The sequence below is a fragment of the Spirillospora sp. NPDC048824 genome (genome assembly GCF_043198455.1).
Classification (GTDB): Bacteria; Actinomycetota; Actinomycetes; order Streptosporangiales; family Streptosporangiaceae; genus Spirillospora.
The window spans coordinates 110,380-125,776 of the sequence record NZ_JBICUS010000006.1 but is presented as its reverse complement, the minus strand read 5'-3'; the positions used below and the strand labels follow the sequence as shown (position 1 = coordinate 125,776).

The window sequence follows — 15,397 nt, the reverse complement described above, 5'->3', positions numbered from 1 at the left end:
CCCACCCTCTGAGCCCCCTCTGAGCCCCCTCTGAGCCCCCCACCTTGTGAAAGGCATATGCGATGACCCAGGCGGCGACCACCCGGACCGAGCAGATCCAGCAGTTGCGCGACATCCTCACCGACGTCCTGGAGGTCGAGCCGGACGAGCTGACGGAGACCAGCCACTTCGTGAACGACCACGGCGCCGACTCGCTGATGGCCATCGACATCATCTCCAGCATCGAGCGGGACATGGGCGTCCACCTGCCCAACGAGGTGCTGCCGGAACTGACGACGCTGACGGCCGTGCTGGAGGTCCTGGAGCGCTACAGCAGGGCGTCCGATGAGTGAACGACCCATGAGTGAGCGTCCCATGAGTGAGCGTCCGATGAGTGAGCGCGTGGTCGTGACCGGGCTCGGCGCCGTCAGCAGCCTCGGGACCGGCGCCCACGTGTTCGCGCGGGCCGTCCGCGAGGGACGCAGCGGCGTGTCGCCCATCCGGAGCTTCGACACCACCGGGTTCCCGTACACCTACGCGGGGGAGGTCGGCGACTTCGAGCCGGAGCGGATCCTGCACCGGCTGGAGACCGGCCGGTGGGGACGCAGCGCCCTGTTCGCCGCGTCGGCCGCGCGGCTGGCCGTCGAGGACTCCGGCATCGACCCCGGCCGGATCTCCGCCGAGGTCACCGGCTCGGCGATGGGAACGACGTTCGGCGAGTCCGCCGTGATCGAGGCGCTCACCGGCCAGTCGGTCGAGGGCGGCATGAAGGCGCTCGACCCGGCGCTCGTCCCGCAGGCCCCGGCCGGGCGGATCGCCGCCGCGGTCAACGCCGAACTGGCGCTCACCGGCGAGGCCCACACGATCGCGACGGCCTGCTCGGCGAGCAACTACGCGCTCGGCTACGCCTACGACATGATCCGCACCGGCGAGGCCGCGTTCATGCTCGCGGGCGGCGCGGACTCGGTGAACCGGTGGTCGCACGCCGGGTTCTACCGGCTCGGCGCCCTCGCCGAGTCGGTGTGCCGCCCGTTCGACGCCGGCCGCTCGGGGATCCTCACGGCCGAGGGCGGCGTCGCGCTGTTCCTGGAGACGCTCGACGGCGCGGTGGCGCGCGGCGCGCGCGTCTACGCCGAGGTCCTCGGCTACGGCGTCAACTGCGACGCCAAGCACCCCGTCGCGCCCGACCCGACGAGCATCGCCGCGTGCGTCCGCGCGGCGCACCAGGACGCGGGGGTGCGCCCGGCGGACATCGACTACATCTGCGCGCACGGCACCGGTACGCCCACCAACGACGCCACGGAGGTCGCGGCGATGCGGACCGTGTTCGGTGACGCGCTCCCGCCGATCAGCTCGATCAAATCCATGATCGGGCACACGATGGGCGCGGCCAGCGGGTTCGGCGCGCTGATCTGCTGCATGGCGCTGCACGAGGGCTTCCTGCCGCCCACCGCGAACGTGGCCGCACCCGATCCGGCGCTGGGGGACGGGCTGGACTGCGTCCCCGGCACCGGACGCGCCGCGTCACCGCGGATCGTCCAGAACAACGGGTTCGCGTTCGGCGGCAACAACGCCATCACCGTGCTGGGACGAGTGGCATGACGCCCGCGCAGGCCCCGACCCGGGCACCGGCACGGGCGGCGGCGACCACGATCGTCGCGCCGCTCGTCATCACCGGCTGCGGCGTGGTCTCACCCGCGGGCCACGGCCTGGCGCCGCTCACCTCGGCGGGCGGGCCGCAGGCCGCCGACCTCGACGCGATCGGCGGCGACTTCCCGCCGATGGCGCTGGCCGCGGCACCGGACCTGCGGGTCGCGGAGTCCCTCGGCACGAAGGGGATCCGGTCGCTGGACCGCACCACCCTGCTCGCCCTGGTGGCCGCGCACCACGCCCTCGGGGGGCTCGGCGCGCCCCTGGCCGACGCGGAACGCGCGCGGACCGGCGTCGTGATCGGCAGCAGCACCGGCAGCGTCCGCAGTTCCAGCGAGTTCTCCCGGGAGACGCTCGTGCGGGACAAGCCGTACCTGGTGCGCGCCAACCGCTTCCCCAGCGCGGTCATGAACTTCTGCGCCGGCCAGCTCGCGATCTGGAACTCCCTGCGCGGGGTGAACGCCACGATCGCCGACGGCCGCCTGTCGGGGCTGGCCGCCGTCCGCTACGCGCGCAACGCGATCGCGCGGGGGCGGGTCGACCGTGCCCTGGTCGGCGCGGCGGAGGAGCTGTGCGCCGAGTCCGCCTGGGCCTGGCACCACTCCGGCGCCCTCGCGCCGGGGACGGCGGTCGGTGAGGGCGCGGCCGTGTTCGTCGTCGAGACACCGGACGGGGCGGCGGCGGCCGGGCGGACACCGCTGGCCGAGCTCCTCGCCTGCGAGGTCGGAACCCCAGGTTCCGGGGGTATGCGCACGTCACTGGCGGGATGCGTCGACCGTGCGCTGCGGCGCAGCGGCGTCTCCGCCGCCGACGTCGACACCGTTTCGCTGGGCGCGACGGGAATCCGGGGGCTGCGGGCCGCCGAGGAGGACGCCGTCCGGGCCGCCCTTCGCCGTTCGCCCGCGGACGGGCCGCCGCCGCACTGGATCCGGCCGGCGGCACGGCTGGGCGAGAGCTACAGCGCGAGCGGCGCACTGCAGATCGCCGCCCTGATCGCCGCCTGGCAGGCCACGGACGCCGCGGAGGACTCGGTGGCCATCGTGACCTCGCTCGGAGACGACGGCCACGCCGGATGCCTCGTGATGCGCCGCCCCCAGCCCGCTTCAACCGGCCATTGAGCCCGCCGGGTCACGCTTCAGACGTGACTGCGCCAACTGCGGTATGGACCCGCTGCCCCCAGTGCTCAGAACTGATCTACGGCGGCCGCTACGAACGCATCCTGCGGACATGCCCCGGATGCGGCCGCCACGACCGGCTCACCGCCGGGCAACGCGTCGAGCAGCTCCTGGACGCGGGCTCGGCCGAGCCGCTGGCTCCCCCGCGGGTACCGGACGACCCGCTCGGCTTCACCGACTCCCGCCCCTACGTGGAGCGGCTCCGCGAGGCCCGCGCGGAGACCGGCATGACCGACGCCGTCCTGTGCGTCACCGGCGAGGTGATCGGGCGTCCCGTCGTGGCGGCGGTCATGGACTTCCGGTTCATGGGCGGCAGCCTCGGCGGCGGGGTCGGGGAGGCCATCACCCGCGCGGCGGAGACGGCGCTGCGGCTGCGCCGGCCGCTCATCATCGTCACCGCGTCGGGCGGCGCCCGGATGCAGGAGGGTGCCCTCGCGCTGATGCAGATGGCGAAGACCAGCCAGGCGCTCGCCGAACTGGACGAGGCCGGCATCCTCACCATCTCGCTCATCAGCGACCCGACGTACGGGGGCGTCGCCGCCTCCTACGCGACCCTGGGGGACGTCATCCTGGCCGAGCCCGGCGCACGCGTCGGCTTCGCCGGGCCACGGGTCATCCGGCAGACGATCCAGGCCGACCTGCCCGAGGGGTTCCAGACGGCCGAGTTCCTGCTCACCCGGGGGCTGGTGGACGCGGTCGTCCCCCGCACCGCGCTCCGGACGACGATCGCCGACCTGCTCGAAGCCCAGCATCCGGTGCGTCCGCGCAAGCGGGGCGGCCCGTCCGCCACCGAGCCGCCGGCCACGACGACGCCGACGACGGCGGCGGCGAGCACGCGGCTGATCCGCGACCCGGCGCTGCTTCCCGACCTCGACCCCGAACAGGTGATCAAGGCGGCGCGGCACGAGAACCGCCCGAACACCCTCGAATACGCGAACCAGCTGCTCGACGGCTTCCAGGAGCTGCGCGGCGACCGGCTCACCGGCGACTGCCCGGCCATCGTGGGCGGCGTCGGGCGGCTCGGCGACCGGCAGGTCGTCCTGATCGGGCACCAGAAGGGCCGCGACACCGCCGAGCGGGTGCGGCGCAACTTCGGCATGGCGCTACCGGAGGGATACCGCAAGGCCGCGCGCCTCATGCGGCTGGCGGTCAAGCTGGGGCTGCCGATCCTCACCCTGGTCGACACGCCGGGCGCGCATCCCGGCATCGGCGCGGAGGAGCGCGGGCAGGCGTGGGCGATCGCGGAGAACATCCGGCTCATGTCCGGGCTGCCCGTCCCGGTCATCGCGGCGATCACCGGTGAGGGAGGCAGCGGCGGCGCGCTCGCGCTCGCCGTCGCCGACCGGGTACTGGCCTGCGCCGGCGCCATGTACTCGGTGATCAGTCCGGAGGGCTGCGCGGCGATCCTGTGGAAGGACCAGTCCGCCGCGCCCCGGGCCGCCGCCGCGCTGCAGATCGGCGCCCGCGACCTGCTCGGCAACGGCATCGTCGACGCCGTCGTCCCCGAGCCGGACGGCGGCGCCCACCACGACCCCTCCCAGGCCGCCGAGCTGCTGCGCGCCGCGCTCGACGAGGCGCTCGCGGAGGTCGCCGGCCTCCCCCCGGCGGAGCTGGTGGCGCAGCGCCGCCGCCGCTTCCGCCGCTACTAGGAGCCACCCGCCACCAGGCCACCCGCCACCAGGAATCCGCCGTCCGCCGCGCCAGCCCGCGCGGTCAACGAGAGGAAGCCCGTTGTTCTCGACCATCCTGATCGCCAACCGAGGTGAGATCGCGCTCCGCGTCGCCCGCACCTGCCGCGACATGGGCATCCGAACGGTCGCGGTGTGCTCCGACAGCGACCGCGGCACGGCGGTGACGCGGTTCGCCGACGAGTGCGTCCGCATCGGACCCGCCGCAGCGCGGCACAGCTACCTCAACGCCGCCGCGATCGTCACGGCGGCGCTGCAGACCGGCGCGGACGCGATCCACCCCGGGTACGGGTTCCTGTCGGAGGACCCCGACTTCGCCGAGATCTGCGAGGCGGAGGGGCTGACGTTCATCGGGCCCTCGGCCGAGCTGCTCGGCCGGCTCGGCGACAAGGCGCGGGCCCGGGAGATCGCCAAGGCCGCCGGGCTGCCGGTGCTGCCGGGCAGCCCGGAGTCGCTGACGACGCTGGAGCAGGCCCGCTCCATCGCCGCCGAGGTCGGCTACCCGCTGATCCTGAAGGCGACCGCGGGCGGCGGCGGACGCGGCATGACCGTCGTCCGGAACGCCCGCGAGCTGCCCCGCGCGTGGGCGCAGGCACGCGCGAGCGCCCAGGCCGTCTTCGGGGACCCGCGCCTCTACCTGGAGCGGTACCTCGAACACGCCCGCCACATCGAGGTCCAGGTGCTCGGGGACGGGCGCGGCGGCGTCGTCCACCTCGGCGAGCGGGACTGCTCGGTGCAGCGGCGCCGGCAGAAGCTCGTCGAGGAGACGCCGGCGCCCGGCCTGCCCCGCGAGCTCGCCGACCGCATCTGCGCCGCCGCGGTGCGGGCCGCCGAGCAGGTCGACTACCCCGGGGCCGGCACCTACGAGTTCCTCGTCGACGACGACGGCGGCTTCACGTTCATGGAGGTCAACTGCCGCATCCAGGTCGAGCATCCGGTCACCGAGCTGGTCACCGGCGTCGACCTGGTCCGCGAGCAGCTGCGGGTCGCGGCCGGGGACGGGCTGTCGGTCACCCAGGACGACATCGCGCCGCGCGGCGTGTCGATCGAATGCCGCGTCAACGCCGAGGACCCGCGCCGCGGGTTCATGCCGACGCCCGGAGTCGTCGACGAGTTCCAGCCGCCCGCCGGCCCGTTCGTCCGGGTGGACACCCACGGCCACCCCGGCTTCCGGGTGACGGCCGACTACGACCCGCTGCTGGCGAAGGTCGCCGTCTGGGCGCCCGACCGGCGGCAGGCCATCGAGCGGGCCGGGCGGGCGCTGGAGGAGTTCCGCGTCTCCGGGCGGGGCGTCCGGACGACGCGGGAGTTCCTCCGCGAGGTGCTGGACGACCCCACCTTCCGCGCGGCCAAGCACACCACCAGCCTCGTCGACGAGATGGGCGTCGCCGAGCTGCGCCAGGCCGGCTGACCGCGGAGCCCGGGGCCGGGCATGCGAAAGGGGCCGGTGGTGGCCTTCCCTGGGAGGGGCCACCACCGGCCCTTCGCTTCACCGCCCGCTAACGCGCGCAGCGCCCCTGGTAGACGCCGATGTTCGGCGGCGAGGGGATCCGGTTGCCGAACAGGTCGCGGCCGCCGTCGCCGGCGACGTCGACTCCCGCGCCGATGGCGGGGGAACCGCAGCGCAGGCGGTAGCCCCACGGTCCCGAGCCCGGGGCGGTGAACCTCGGGTCCTGGGTGATCGCGTGCTGGTCGCCCGCCGGGATCCCGGTCACGTTCCGGTAGACGTTGTGGTCGTAGACGCCGACGTCGTCCACGATCGACGCGCCGGCGAAACGGCCGGAGAACACGTTGTTGCTGAACTTGATCGGCGTGTGCGGGAGGCTGCGGACCAGCCGCCCCGCCCGCTCGCTGTGGATGACGTTGTTGTAGAACTCGACGTCCTCGATCGGGTTGTCGCAGCCGTTGGACACGATGGGGATGGTGAACGTCCCGATCGCCAGGTCGAGGTCGTTCTCGCTGAGGTTGTAGCGGATCTTCGCACCGTCGCCGGACGTCCCCGCGAACGCGCAGAACAGGATGAACGGGCCGTCGTTGTCGTGGCTGTAGTTGTACTGGTAGACGAGGTCGCGGTTGCCGGCGTCGACGCTGAACGCGAACGACGGCGGGTTGCTCGAACCGCCCGTCACCTCGTTGTACTGCACGACCGGGCGGTCGGAGTTGAACGCCAGGATCCCCGCGTGGGCCTGCACCCCGCGAAGCCCGAAGCCGTCGACCTTGTTGTGGGCGGTCACGGAGTCGACGCCGTTGGACACCAGGATGCCGTCGCCGCCGGTGTTCGTGACCTGGTTCCAGGTGACGTGGACGTTCCTCATCGGCACCCAGTGGTTGGTGCCACCCGGGTACAGGTCGCGTTTCACCCACTGCGACACGGTGCCGATCCCGACGTTGTCGATGTCGCTGATCTGGTTGCGGGTGACGCGGATCCCGTCGAAGCCGGTGGGCGTCTCGGACCCGGCGGCCTTGAACACGATGCCGCCGCTGTTCTCCTTCTCCGCCTGGAGGCAGTCGCAGCCCGGAACGTCGTGGATCTTGACGTTGTCGACCACGTAGTGCTCGCCGGTGCCGTAGTCGTCCAGCAGCACGTAGATGCCGATGCGGGGGGCGCCGTCGTCGGGGCCCGGGTTGGTGATCTCCAGTCCGCGGATCTCCCAGCCCTGGACGTCGTGCAGGAACACGGCCGCGCGGGCGCCGCCGCCGTTGATCACCGGGCGGGCGCCGTACCCGTAGGCGTCCAGGCTGATCGGTGCGCGCGCCGTGCCGGAGCCCTTCGGTTCCAGCGTCCCGCCGCAGGTGGTGCCGCGGCGCAGGGAGATGGTGTCGCCGGGCTCGAACGTGACGGTGTTGACCTTGGCGAGCGTCTTCCACGCCTCGCCGGGGCTCGTGCCCGGCGCGCCGTCGTCGCCGGAGCCGCAGTCGACGTAGTACCGCGTCCCGTCGTTCCACCAGCCGCGCTCCTGCTGGGCGGCGGCGGTCCCCGTCAGGGCGGACGTCGCACCGAGAACGGCCGCCATGACGACGGCGGCGGCCCGGGGCGTCCGGCGGACTCTGCTTCGGATCTTCTCGCGAGCGGGGTGTCTGACTCTGCCCATCAATCTTCTCCGTGCCGGTGTGGTTCCGGATGCTGACCGTGCGAGTGTGGAACCGTCGGCTCGAAGAACACTCGAATCGCGAGACGACTGAACGGGCCTTCTGGACCGGGCCGGCCCGGGGTTATGTCGGCCACTCCCGGAGCCGCCATGCCGAATCGGCGAACGCCAGCTCCAGCCGGGCACCGAAGAGGAACCGCCGGGCGAGCAGCCGCCGCTCGCCGGACGTGGCGCCGGCGGCCACCTCGTCGATCATGTCGAGGTAGCCGTCCACGTACTCCTGCAGGTAGTCGCCGTCGGGGAGGTACCGCGCGATCCACTCGGCGTAGCGGGAGCCGGGGTCGTGGCGTTCCCGCAGGTCGTCGGAGACCAGGAGGTGGAACCAGGTCATCGGCAGCAGCCCGCCGATCCCGCCGGCGAACGGGCCGGCGGGAGCGGCGAGCATGAACGAGGTGTAGGCGTGCACGTCCGGGGCGGGACCCGCGGCGGCGGCCGGACGTCCGAGCGACGCCGCGAGCTTCCCCAGCTCCTCGTCCAGGCGGGGCAGCGACCCGAAGGTGGCACTGGCCGCCGAGGCGAGCAGCGCCCCGTGCGCGTCGGCGTCGGCGATCGCCGCGCACCCCGCCAGCGCCCGCGCGTACGCGGGCACGACGTGGTGCGCGTCCTGTTCGGCGAAGTGCCACAGCGCCGCCGGCGGCAGCGCGCCGCTTCGCAGGCCCGCCCAGAACGGGTGCCCGGTGATCCGGGCCACCGCGGACCGGGCGATGGCCGCCAGTTCCTCGCGCATCATCGGCTCTCGGTCACCGCGCCGCCGCCGCGGCGCCGACGCCGGCCGTCCGGCCCGGCACGTCGGCGTCGGCCATCTGGCCGAGCACGTCCGCGAGGACCATCTCGGGCTCCGGCGACCGGTCGGAGGTGCGCCAGGCGACGAACGCGTCCGGCCGGACCAGGACCGCGCCCCGGGGCGACACCCCGAACGCCGACGTCCAGTCCCGGTCCACGGCGGTGTAGTCGCCGCCGTCACCGATCTGCACCGCCCGCAGCGGGACGCCGGTGCGCCCGGCGATCCGGACCGCCGCCTCGTGCCACGCGCCGCCGTCCGGCCCGGTCAGCAGCACGAACGAGTCCCAGAACAGGTCGACCGTGGAGATCTGCTTCCCGTCGCGTTCGAGCCAGAGGTGCGGCGCCCGCGTCCCCGGCTCCCCCGTCAGCGTGAGCGGCTGCGTGAGCACCGGGCCGCGCTCCGCCGACGCGACGGCCCGGGAGCCGTAGCGGTAGCCGAGCGTGATGACGATGTCGTCCACCATCTGCGCGCGGACCTCGTCGTCGGCGTAGCCGTGCCGGATGCGGTTGCGGACCATCGCCTGCTCGGCCATGGCGCCGCCGACCGCGTGCCGCTCCTCGTGGTAGGTGTCCAGCAGCGCGTCCCCCGCCCAGCCGCCCAGCCGGGCCGCCAGCTTCCACGCGAGGTTGTGCGCGTCGTGGATGCCGGTGTTCGCGCCGAACCCGCCGGCCGGCGGATGGACGTGCGCGGCGTCCCCGGCCAGGAACACCCGGCCGTCCCGGAACCGCTCCGCCACGAGCTGCGCGCCCTCCCACGGCACCTTCGCCATGATCTCGACGTCCATCTCGGGGAGCCCCGACGCCTCCCGGACGATCTCCACGCAGCGCTCGTCGGTGAAGTCCTCGGGCGTCTCGCCCTTCTCCGGGTGGTAGACGGGCGCGGCCAGCCACGGGTCGCAGCCGTGCAGCCGGGACAGCCCCGTCATCGACCCGCCCGCGGTGGCGTAGCAGAGGATGAACGGACGGTCCGCCAGCGCCGCCTCCAGCTCCGGTGCGCGGAAGTAGATGCTGAGCGCGTTGAACACCGTGCCGCGGCCGGAGCGCTCGATCCCGAGCACCCGCCGGACCGTGCTGCCCGCGCCGTCCGCGCCGATCAGGTAGCGGGCGCGGACGGTGCGGACCGCACCGGTCGCGGTGTCCTCCACCTGGGCGGTGACGCCGTCCGCGTCCTGTTCGAGGGACCGCAGCCGGACGCCGAAGCGGATCTCGGCGCCGAACTCCCGGGCCTTGCCCGCCAGCACCACCTCGTAGCGGTCCTGGCCGCAGCCCATCACCCGCTCGGGGCTGATGTCCGGGCCGTCCAGGGACGGGGCCTCCACGACCTCGGCGTCCGCGATCTCGGAGTAGGTGTTGACGCGCAGGATGCCGCCCTCGAAGAAGACGTGCGAGTCGCCGATCTCCAGCGCCCGCACCTCCTCGCCCATCCCGGCGGCGCGGAAGATCTCCATGGTGCGGGCCTGCAGCCCCGGCGCACGCGGCAGCACGGAGGTGTCGGCGCGCTTCTCCACCAGCAGCGTCCGCACGCCGTACCGGCCGAGGAACGCCGCCGCCGACAGCCCCACCGGCCCGGCACCGACGATCAGAACGGGAACCTCGTCGTCGTAGTCACTCACCGTTGGCGTCCCAGACGTAGAAGGGTTCGGCCATCGCGTCCCGGGGCTCTTTCCAGTTCGGGTCGTACGGCCGGATGTGATGCGACAGCCGTTCGTTGATCTCGCCGTAGAGCGGATGGCTGCGCGCCTTGTACAGGTTCGGCGCGATGTCCTCGTCCGCTTCGACGAGATGGAAGTACAGGTCGTGGAAACGGAAGAGCGTGCGTCGTGACACGCCGATCATCCGGGGCAGGTCGCTGGCGTCGGAATCCGCGAAGATCCGCGCCACGTCGCCCGCCTCGGCCGGATCCATGTGCGCGACGATCAATGTCCGGTGCACGCCGGCCTCCTCTCGTGGTCGTCGCCATGCTCGGGCGCGGCCCTCCGGTCCCGGTCGAACCCGGCTCGAATCGCCGGGCGGACGGTGGGAGCGGGCCTCCAGCCCGGCGCGAGCGTCCCGGGGCATCGTCGGCGGCGACGTCGCCACAGGCGCCATCGACATCGCCGCAGGCGCATCGACATCGCCGCAGGCGCGCGCCATGTCCCCGTGCGAGGAGGGAAAGCCGTGGATCTCGGATTGGCCGGTAAACGCGTCCTGATCACCGGCGGCACCCGCGGTATCGGCCGGGAGACCGCGGTCTCCTTCGCCCGGTCCGGGGCCGCCGTCGTGGTCTGCCACCGCAGTGCGGGCGAGGCCGCGGAGAGCCTCGCCCGCGAGTTGAAGGCGCTCGGCGGCGACCACCGCGTGGTCCAGGCCGACGTGACCGACGCGGACGGCGTCGCCGCGCTGGCGGACGCCTGCCGGGACGCGTTCGGCGGCCTGGACGTCGTCGTGAACAACGTCGGCATCGACGCGCGGTCGCCGCTGGAGGAGCTGACCGCCGCGGAATGGAGCCGCGTCCTGGAGACCAACCTGACGAGCTGCTTCACGGTGACGCAGGCGGCGCTGCCGCTGCTCGCCGACGGCGGCTCGATCATCAACGTCGGCGCCGTCGCCGGGTTCCGCGGGCGGCCGGAGAGCTCCCACTACGGCGCGTCCAAGACGGCGCTCACCGGGCTGACCCGATCGCTGGCCAAGGAGATCGGGCACCGCCGCGTCCGCGTCAACGTGGTCGCGCCCGGCGTGATCGTGACCGAGCCGGGCGGCGGGCCGCCGCCCCCGGTCGCCGACATCATCCGCGGCATGACGGCGCTCGGCGAGCTCGGCTCGAACGCCGACGTCGCCGGCGCGGTGCTGTTCCTGGCGAGCGACATGTCCCGGTACATCACCGGCGCCACCCTCAACGTGGACGGGGGCATCTGATGGACATCGGGATCGGGCTGCCGACGATGATCCCCGGCACCCCCGGAAGCGCGCTGCTCGGCTGGGCGCGCCGCGCCGAGGACCTCGGGTTCTCCTCGCTGGGCACCCTCGACCGGCTGATGTACGACGGGTACGAGCCGCTGACCACGCTCGCCGCCGCGGCGGGCGCCACCAGCCGCATCCGGCTGGCCACGACCATCCTGATCGCCGCCTACCGCGGCGACCGCGCGCTGCTGATCAAGCAGCTGGCGAGCGTGGACCGGCTGTCGGGCGGGCGGCTCACGATCGGTGTCGCGGCCGGCGGGCGCGCCGACGACTACGACGCCTGCGGGACGCCCTACGCCGGGCGGGGACGCCGGCTCGACGCGCTCCTCGGCGAGCTGCGCGGCTTCTGCGACGGGACGGGCGACGGCCCCGTGCCCGGCCCCGTCCCGGCGGGCGGCTGCCCGCCGCTGCTGGTCGGCGGCCATTCCGACGCGGCCATGGAACGCGCCGCGGCCTACGGCGACGGCTGGATCGCGGGCGGCAGCTCCGCCGCCGGCTACGGGGAGCTGGCGGGCCGCGCCCGCAAGGCGTGGGCATCCGCCGGCCGGGCGGGCGAACCGCGGCTCGTCGCCATCGCCTACGTGGCCCTGGGCGCCGGGGCGCGCGAGCGCGCCGAGAGCTACCTGGTCGACTACTACTCGTTCATCGGCTGGAAGGCCGAGATGGCGGTGAAGAGCGTGATCACCGACGAGGGCCGGCTCCGCGACTTCGTCGCCGGCTACCGCGACGTGGGCTGCGACGAGCTGATCCTGTTCCCCTGCGTCGAGGAGCCCGCCCAGGCGGACGTGATCGCCCGCGCCCTGCGCATGTGAGGCGCTCCCGCCGCCCCGAGCCGGGCACCGCCCGGATGTGACCGGCCCCCGGCCGCTGCTCGATCGCAACGACCGGGGGCGGTGTCCATGACTCTCCGCGGCTCTCCGCGGCTCTCCGCGGCTACGGCGGGTTCGCCGCGGCTACGTGTTCTTCAGCAGTCCGGCGTCGACCGACAGGTCGGTGCCGGTGATGCTCGGGACGCGGCCGGACGCCAGCAGCACCACCAGCGCCGCGATCTCCGACGGCTCCACCATCGCCCCCGTGGTCAGCCCGGCCCGGCCGGGCACCGCCGCGACGAACTCCTCCGCCGACATCCCCGACTTCTCGACGATCTCCGGCTTGGTCCAGATCCGCGTCCGGACCGGGCCGGGGGAGATGGTGTTGACCCGCACTCCCTTCGGCGAGAACTCCAGCGACAGCGACTTGCCGAGGTTGGACAGCGCGGCCTTCGCCGCCGCGTAGTGCGCGAGCTGCGGGTCCGCCGCGCGCGAGTTCGCCGACCCGATGTTGACGAGCGTCCCGCCGCGCTCGACCAGGCTCGGCAGCGCCGCACGGCTCGCCCGGACCGTGCTGAAGAGGTTCAGCTCGAACGACCGCCGCCACACGTCGTCGTCGATGTCGAGGAAGCTCGCCGCCCAGCTGACGCCGCCGCCGACGTTGTTGACGAGGACGTCCAGGCCGCCGAACTCCTCGATCGCCGCCTCCACGAGCAGCCGCGGGCCGTCCTCCGTGGCGAGGTCGACCTCCATCGTGTGCTTGGTGACCGCGCGCAGCTCCGGGCCGACGGTGCGCGCCCCGCCGAACACGTCGGCTCCCGCGTCGGCGAGCGCGCCGGCGACGGCGAGGCCGATCCCCTGGCCCGCCCCCGTGACCACGGCCTTCTTTCCGGCCAGTTCCAGTTCCATGCCGTCTCCTGTTCCCGCGCCGCCGGGCTCAGCCTGGGCCGCGCTTGTCGGTGAGGAATCCTCCGGTCGGTCCGTCCGCCGGGAGCGTCGCCGCGTCGGCGATGAACGGGGCGACGTCGTCGGGGGTCCGCCGCTGGCCCGGCATCATCCGGGTCCGGACCCGTCCCGGGTTCACCGCGTTCACCAGCACGCCGGTCCCCTCGGTCTGCGCGGCCAGCAGCGAGGCGAGCCCGTTGAGGGCGCTCTTGGAGATGGAGTAGCCGGGGGCGCCGCCGAACAGCCTGCCGCCGAACTCCGCGGTGGTGCCGCTGGAGATGATCACCACGCGGCCCCATCCGCGCTCGACCATGCCGGGCACGAACGCCTGCGCGACCCGCCACGTCCCGAGCAGGTTCACCTTCAGCGTCTGGTCGACGAGGTCCACCGGCACCGACAGCGGGTCGGTGCCCGCGTCCAGCAGGACGCCCGCGTTGCACACCAGCACGTCCACCGGGCCGATGCCGGCGGCGACGCGCTTGGGCGCGTCCGGGTCGGTGACGTCCAGCTCGCGGCCCTCGACGTCCGGACCGAGGCTCGCGGCCGTCTCACGGGCGTCGCCGGCGGTCCGCGCGGTCACCACCAGCCGCAGGCCGCGGCGGTGCAGCTCGGCGGCGACCGCGCGGCCGATGCCGCGTCCCGCGCCGGTGATCAGGGCGGTGCGCGGCGTCGCGGCCGCGTGCGCGTCATCCATCCGCGCATCGTCGCCGGGGCGGCTCGATCCCCGCTGGAGTCCCGCTCGCGGACGCGCCTCGACGCCACCAGGACGGGACCGCGGGCGGAGCTCCAGCCGCCCTCGACCCGGGCTTCAGGCGCTCGGCCGCAAAGTCGGTGACAAGGCGGAGCGGCACGCGCTCCTAGATCCCCAGCGGAGACACGATGCACCACACACTCGCGGCGGCGCAGACCGACCCGAATCTGGAACTCACCCTCAAGGTCCTCCCGGCCGTGATCGTCATCCTCATCGTCTCGGCCGTGTGCGGGCGGCTCGCGACCCGGCTCTGGCAGCCGCGCGTCCTGGGCGAGATGATCGCCGGCGTCCTGCTCGGCCCGACGCTGTTCGGCTGGCTGTTCCCCGACGTCCAGGCCAAGATCTTCCCGTCCGAGGTGACGCCCATCCTGTACGTGCTGAGCACCCTCGGGCTCACGCTGTACATGTTCCTCGTCGGCGCCGGCATGGAGCACGGCGGCTCGGGGCCGCGGCAGCCCGCCCACCAGCCGGCGATCGTGGCGATCGCGGGAATCCTCCCGGCGATGATCCTCGGCATGGGCGCCGGGCTGCTGCTGTGGAGCACGCTGTCCGACCCCGGCATCGGCCGGTGGTTCTTCGCCGCCTTCATCGGCGGTGCGCTGTCGATCACCGCCTTCCCGATGCTGGCGCGCATCCTCTACGAGCGCGGGCTGGAGAACTCGCCGCTGGGGAAGCTGTCGCTGATGGCCGGCGGCGTCGACGACGCGGTGGCCTGGTGCACCCTGGCGGTCCTGACCGCGATCCACGTCGACTCCGGCCCCGGCGGTGCGGCCCGCACGATCGGGCTGGCGGCCCTGTTCGCGGTGCTGATGCTGACCGTCGTGTCGCGGCTGCTGCGCGCCCTCGGCCGGCATGTGCTGCGGTCCGGGCAGATCAGCAACGGCGCCATGTACCTGGTCGTCCTGGTCCCGCTCATCTCCGGCTGGTTCACCGACTGGATCGGGATCTACTCGGTGTTCGGCGGCTTCATCGCCGGGCTCGCCATGCCGCGCGACGCCGCGTTCCGGCGGATGCTGCACGGCCGGATGATGGACGTGGTGTCCACGCTGCTACTGCCGATCTTCTTCGCCTTCTCCGGGCTCAACACCCGGCTGGACGGCCTCGGCGGCGCCACGATGCTGCTGGCGTTCCTGACGATCCTGCTGGCCGGGTTCACCGGCAAGTACCTCGGCTGCTCGCTGGCCATGCGGTCGCTCGGGTTCGGATGGCGTGAGTCCAACGCGGTCGGCGCCCTGATGAACGCCCGCGGGCTGATGATCCTGATCTTCATCAACATCGGGCTGGCGCAGGGAATGATCGGCCAGCAGGTGTTCTCGATGCTGGTACTGGTGGCCGTGCTCACCACGGCGGCGGCGCTGCCGCTCTACAAGGCGGCGCTGCCGGACCGCCTGGAGAGGGCCCAGCGGAACGAGCCGTCCGGGGAGAAGGAACTCGCGGCCGCCGCCTGACGGCCCGCCGATCCGGGACCGGCACGCGCCGGCCCCGGATCAAGCGGTCACGCGGTCACCAGGTCACGCGTCATCAAGGT

The 15,397-nt window shown here is 73.6% G+C and carries 14 protein-coding genes; 8 read left to right on the top strand and 6 right to left on the bottom strand.

Annotated features, from left to right (window positions below; all coding sequences use genetic code 11):
* Positions 1–62 precede the first annotated feature (62 nt).
* The 5 genes from ACGFIS_RS13780 to ACGFIS_RS13760 all read left to right on the top strand — a co-directional run bounded on the left by ACGFIS_RS13780 (position 63) and on the right by ACGFIS_RS13760 (position 5,903).
* Positions 63–332 carry an acyl carrier protein gene (locus ACGFIS_RS13780; RefSeq protein ID WP_392911720.1) on the top strand — a complete coding sequence of 90 codons (270 nt, stop codon included), beginning with the start codon at positions 63–65 and terminating at the stop codon, positions 330–332.
* Between the two features lie 37 nt (positions 333–369).
* The gene (locus ACGFIS_RS13775) at positions 370–1,581 is read left to right on the top strand and encodes a beta-ketoacyl-[acyl-carrier-protein] synthase family protein (protein WP_392911718.1); all 1,212 of its coding nucleotides are present in this window, start codon (positions 370–372) and stop codon (positions 1,579–1,581) included.
* Positions 1,578–2,747: a beta-ketoacyl synthase N-terminal-like domain-containing protein gene (locus ACGFIS_RS13770; protein ID WP_392911716.1), complete on the top strand. Its 1,170-nt coding sequence runs from the start codon at positions 1,578–1,580 to the stop codon at positions 2,745–2,747. Before ACGFIS_RS13775 ends, ACGFIS_RS13770 begins: the two co-directional genes overlap by 4 nt.
* Positions 2,748–2,770: 23 nt before the next feature.
* The gene (locus tag ACGFIS_RS13765; protein ID WP_392970920.1) at positions 2,771–4,453 is read left to right on the top strand and encodes an acetyl-CoA carboxylase carboxyltransferase subunit alpha; all 1,683 of its coding nucleotides are present in this window, start codon (positions 2,771–2,773) and stop codon (positions 4,451–4,453) included.
* A gap of 82 nt (positions 4,454–4,535) precedes the next feature.
* Positions 4,536–5,903 carry an acetyl/propionyl/methylcrotonyl-CoA carboxylase subunit alpha gene (locus tag ACGFIS_RS13760; protein WP_392911712.1) on the top strand — a complete coding sequence of 456 codons (1,368 nt, stop codon included), beginning with the start codon at positions 4,536–4,538 and terminating at the stop codon, positions 5,901–5,903.
* An 88-nt stretch (positions 5,904–5,991) separates the two neighbouring features.
* Here the strand turns inward: ACGFIS_RS13760 and ACGFIS_RS13755 are convergent, their stop codons facing one another.
* The 4 genes from ACGFIS_RS13755 to ACGFIS_RS13740 form a co-directional block, all read right to left on the bottom strand.
* Positions 5,992–7,584, bottom strand: coding sequence for a right-handed parallel beta-helix repeat-containing protein (locus ACGFIS_RS13755; RefSeq protein ID WP_392970917.1), 1,593 nt, complete (start codon positions 7,582–7,584; stop codon positions 5,992–5,994).
* Between the two features lie 121 nt (positions 7,585–7,705).
* Positions 7,706–8,371, bottom strand: coding sequence for a TenA family protein (locus tag ACGFIS_RS13750; RefSeq protein WP_392911707.1), 666 nt, complete (start codon positions 8,369–8,371; stop codon positions 7,706–7,708).
* A gap of 10 nt (positions 8,372–8,381) precedes the next feature.
* On the bottom strand, positions 8,382–10,037 hold the full coding sequence (locus ACGFIS_RS13745; protein WP_392970914.1) for an FAD-dependent monooxygenase: 1,656 nt from the start codon (positions 10,035–10,037) through the stop codon (positions 8,382–8,384).
* A complete protein-coding gene (locus ACGFIS_RS13740) occupies positions 10,030–10,356 on the bottom strand; it encodes a TcmI family type II polyketide cyclase (protein ID WP_358461019.1) in 327 nt (108 codons plus the stop codon). Before ACGFIS_RS13740 ends, ACGFIS_RS13745 begins: the two co-directional genes overlap by 8 nt.
* A gap of 225 nt (positions 10,357–10,581) precedes the next feature.
* Here ACGFIS_RS13740 and ACGFIS_RS13735 point away from each other — a divergent pair, with 225 nt between their 5' ends.
* Together ACGFIS_RS13735 and ACGFIS_RS13730 are read left to right on the top strand one after the other, a co-directional pair.
* A complete protein-coding gene (locus ACGFIS_RS13735) occupies positions 10,582–11,319 on the top strand; it encodes an SDR family NAD(P)-dependent oxidoreductase (protein WP_392970910.1) in 738 nt (245 codons plus the stop codon).
* Positions 11,319–12,176, top strand: a complete 858-nt coding sequence (locus tag ACGFIS_RS13730; RefSeq protein ID WP_392970907.1) for an LLM class flavin-dependent oxidoreductase — start codon at positions 11,319–11,321, stop codon at positions 12,174–12,176. The genes ACGFIS_RS13735 and ACGFIS_RS13730 overlap by 1 nt, the downstream gene beginning before the upstream one ends.
* Before the next feature lie 141 nt (positions 12,177–12,317).
* Here ACGFIS_RS13730 and ACGFIS_RS13725 read toward each other — a convergent pair whose 3' ends face one another.
* Positions 12,318–13,082, bottom strand: a complete 765-nt coding sequence (locus tag ACGFIS_RS13725; protein WP_392911697.1) for an SDR family NAD(P)-dependent oxidoreductase — start codon at positions 13,080–13,082, stop codon at positions 12,318–12,320.
* 28 nt (positions 13,083–13,110) lie between these two features.
* Entirely contained in the window at positions 13,111–13,812 is a 702-nt protein-coding gene (locus ACGFIS_RS13720; protein ID WP_392911695.1) for an SDR family NAD(P)-dependent oxidoreductase, read from the bottom strand.
* Between the two features lie 185 nt (positions 13,813–13,997).
* On the opposite strand from ACGFIS_RS13720, the gene ACGFIS_RS13715 reads away from it, so the two are divergent.
* Positions 13,998–15,317, top strand: a complete 1,320-nt coding sequence (locus tag ACGFIS_RS13715) for a cation:proton antiporter (RefSeq protein WP_392970904.1) — start codon at positions 13,998–14,000, stop codon at positions 15,315–15,317.
* The last annotated feature ends 80 nt before the right edge of the window (positions 15,318–15,397 follow it).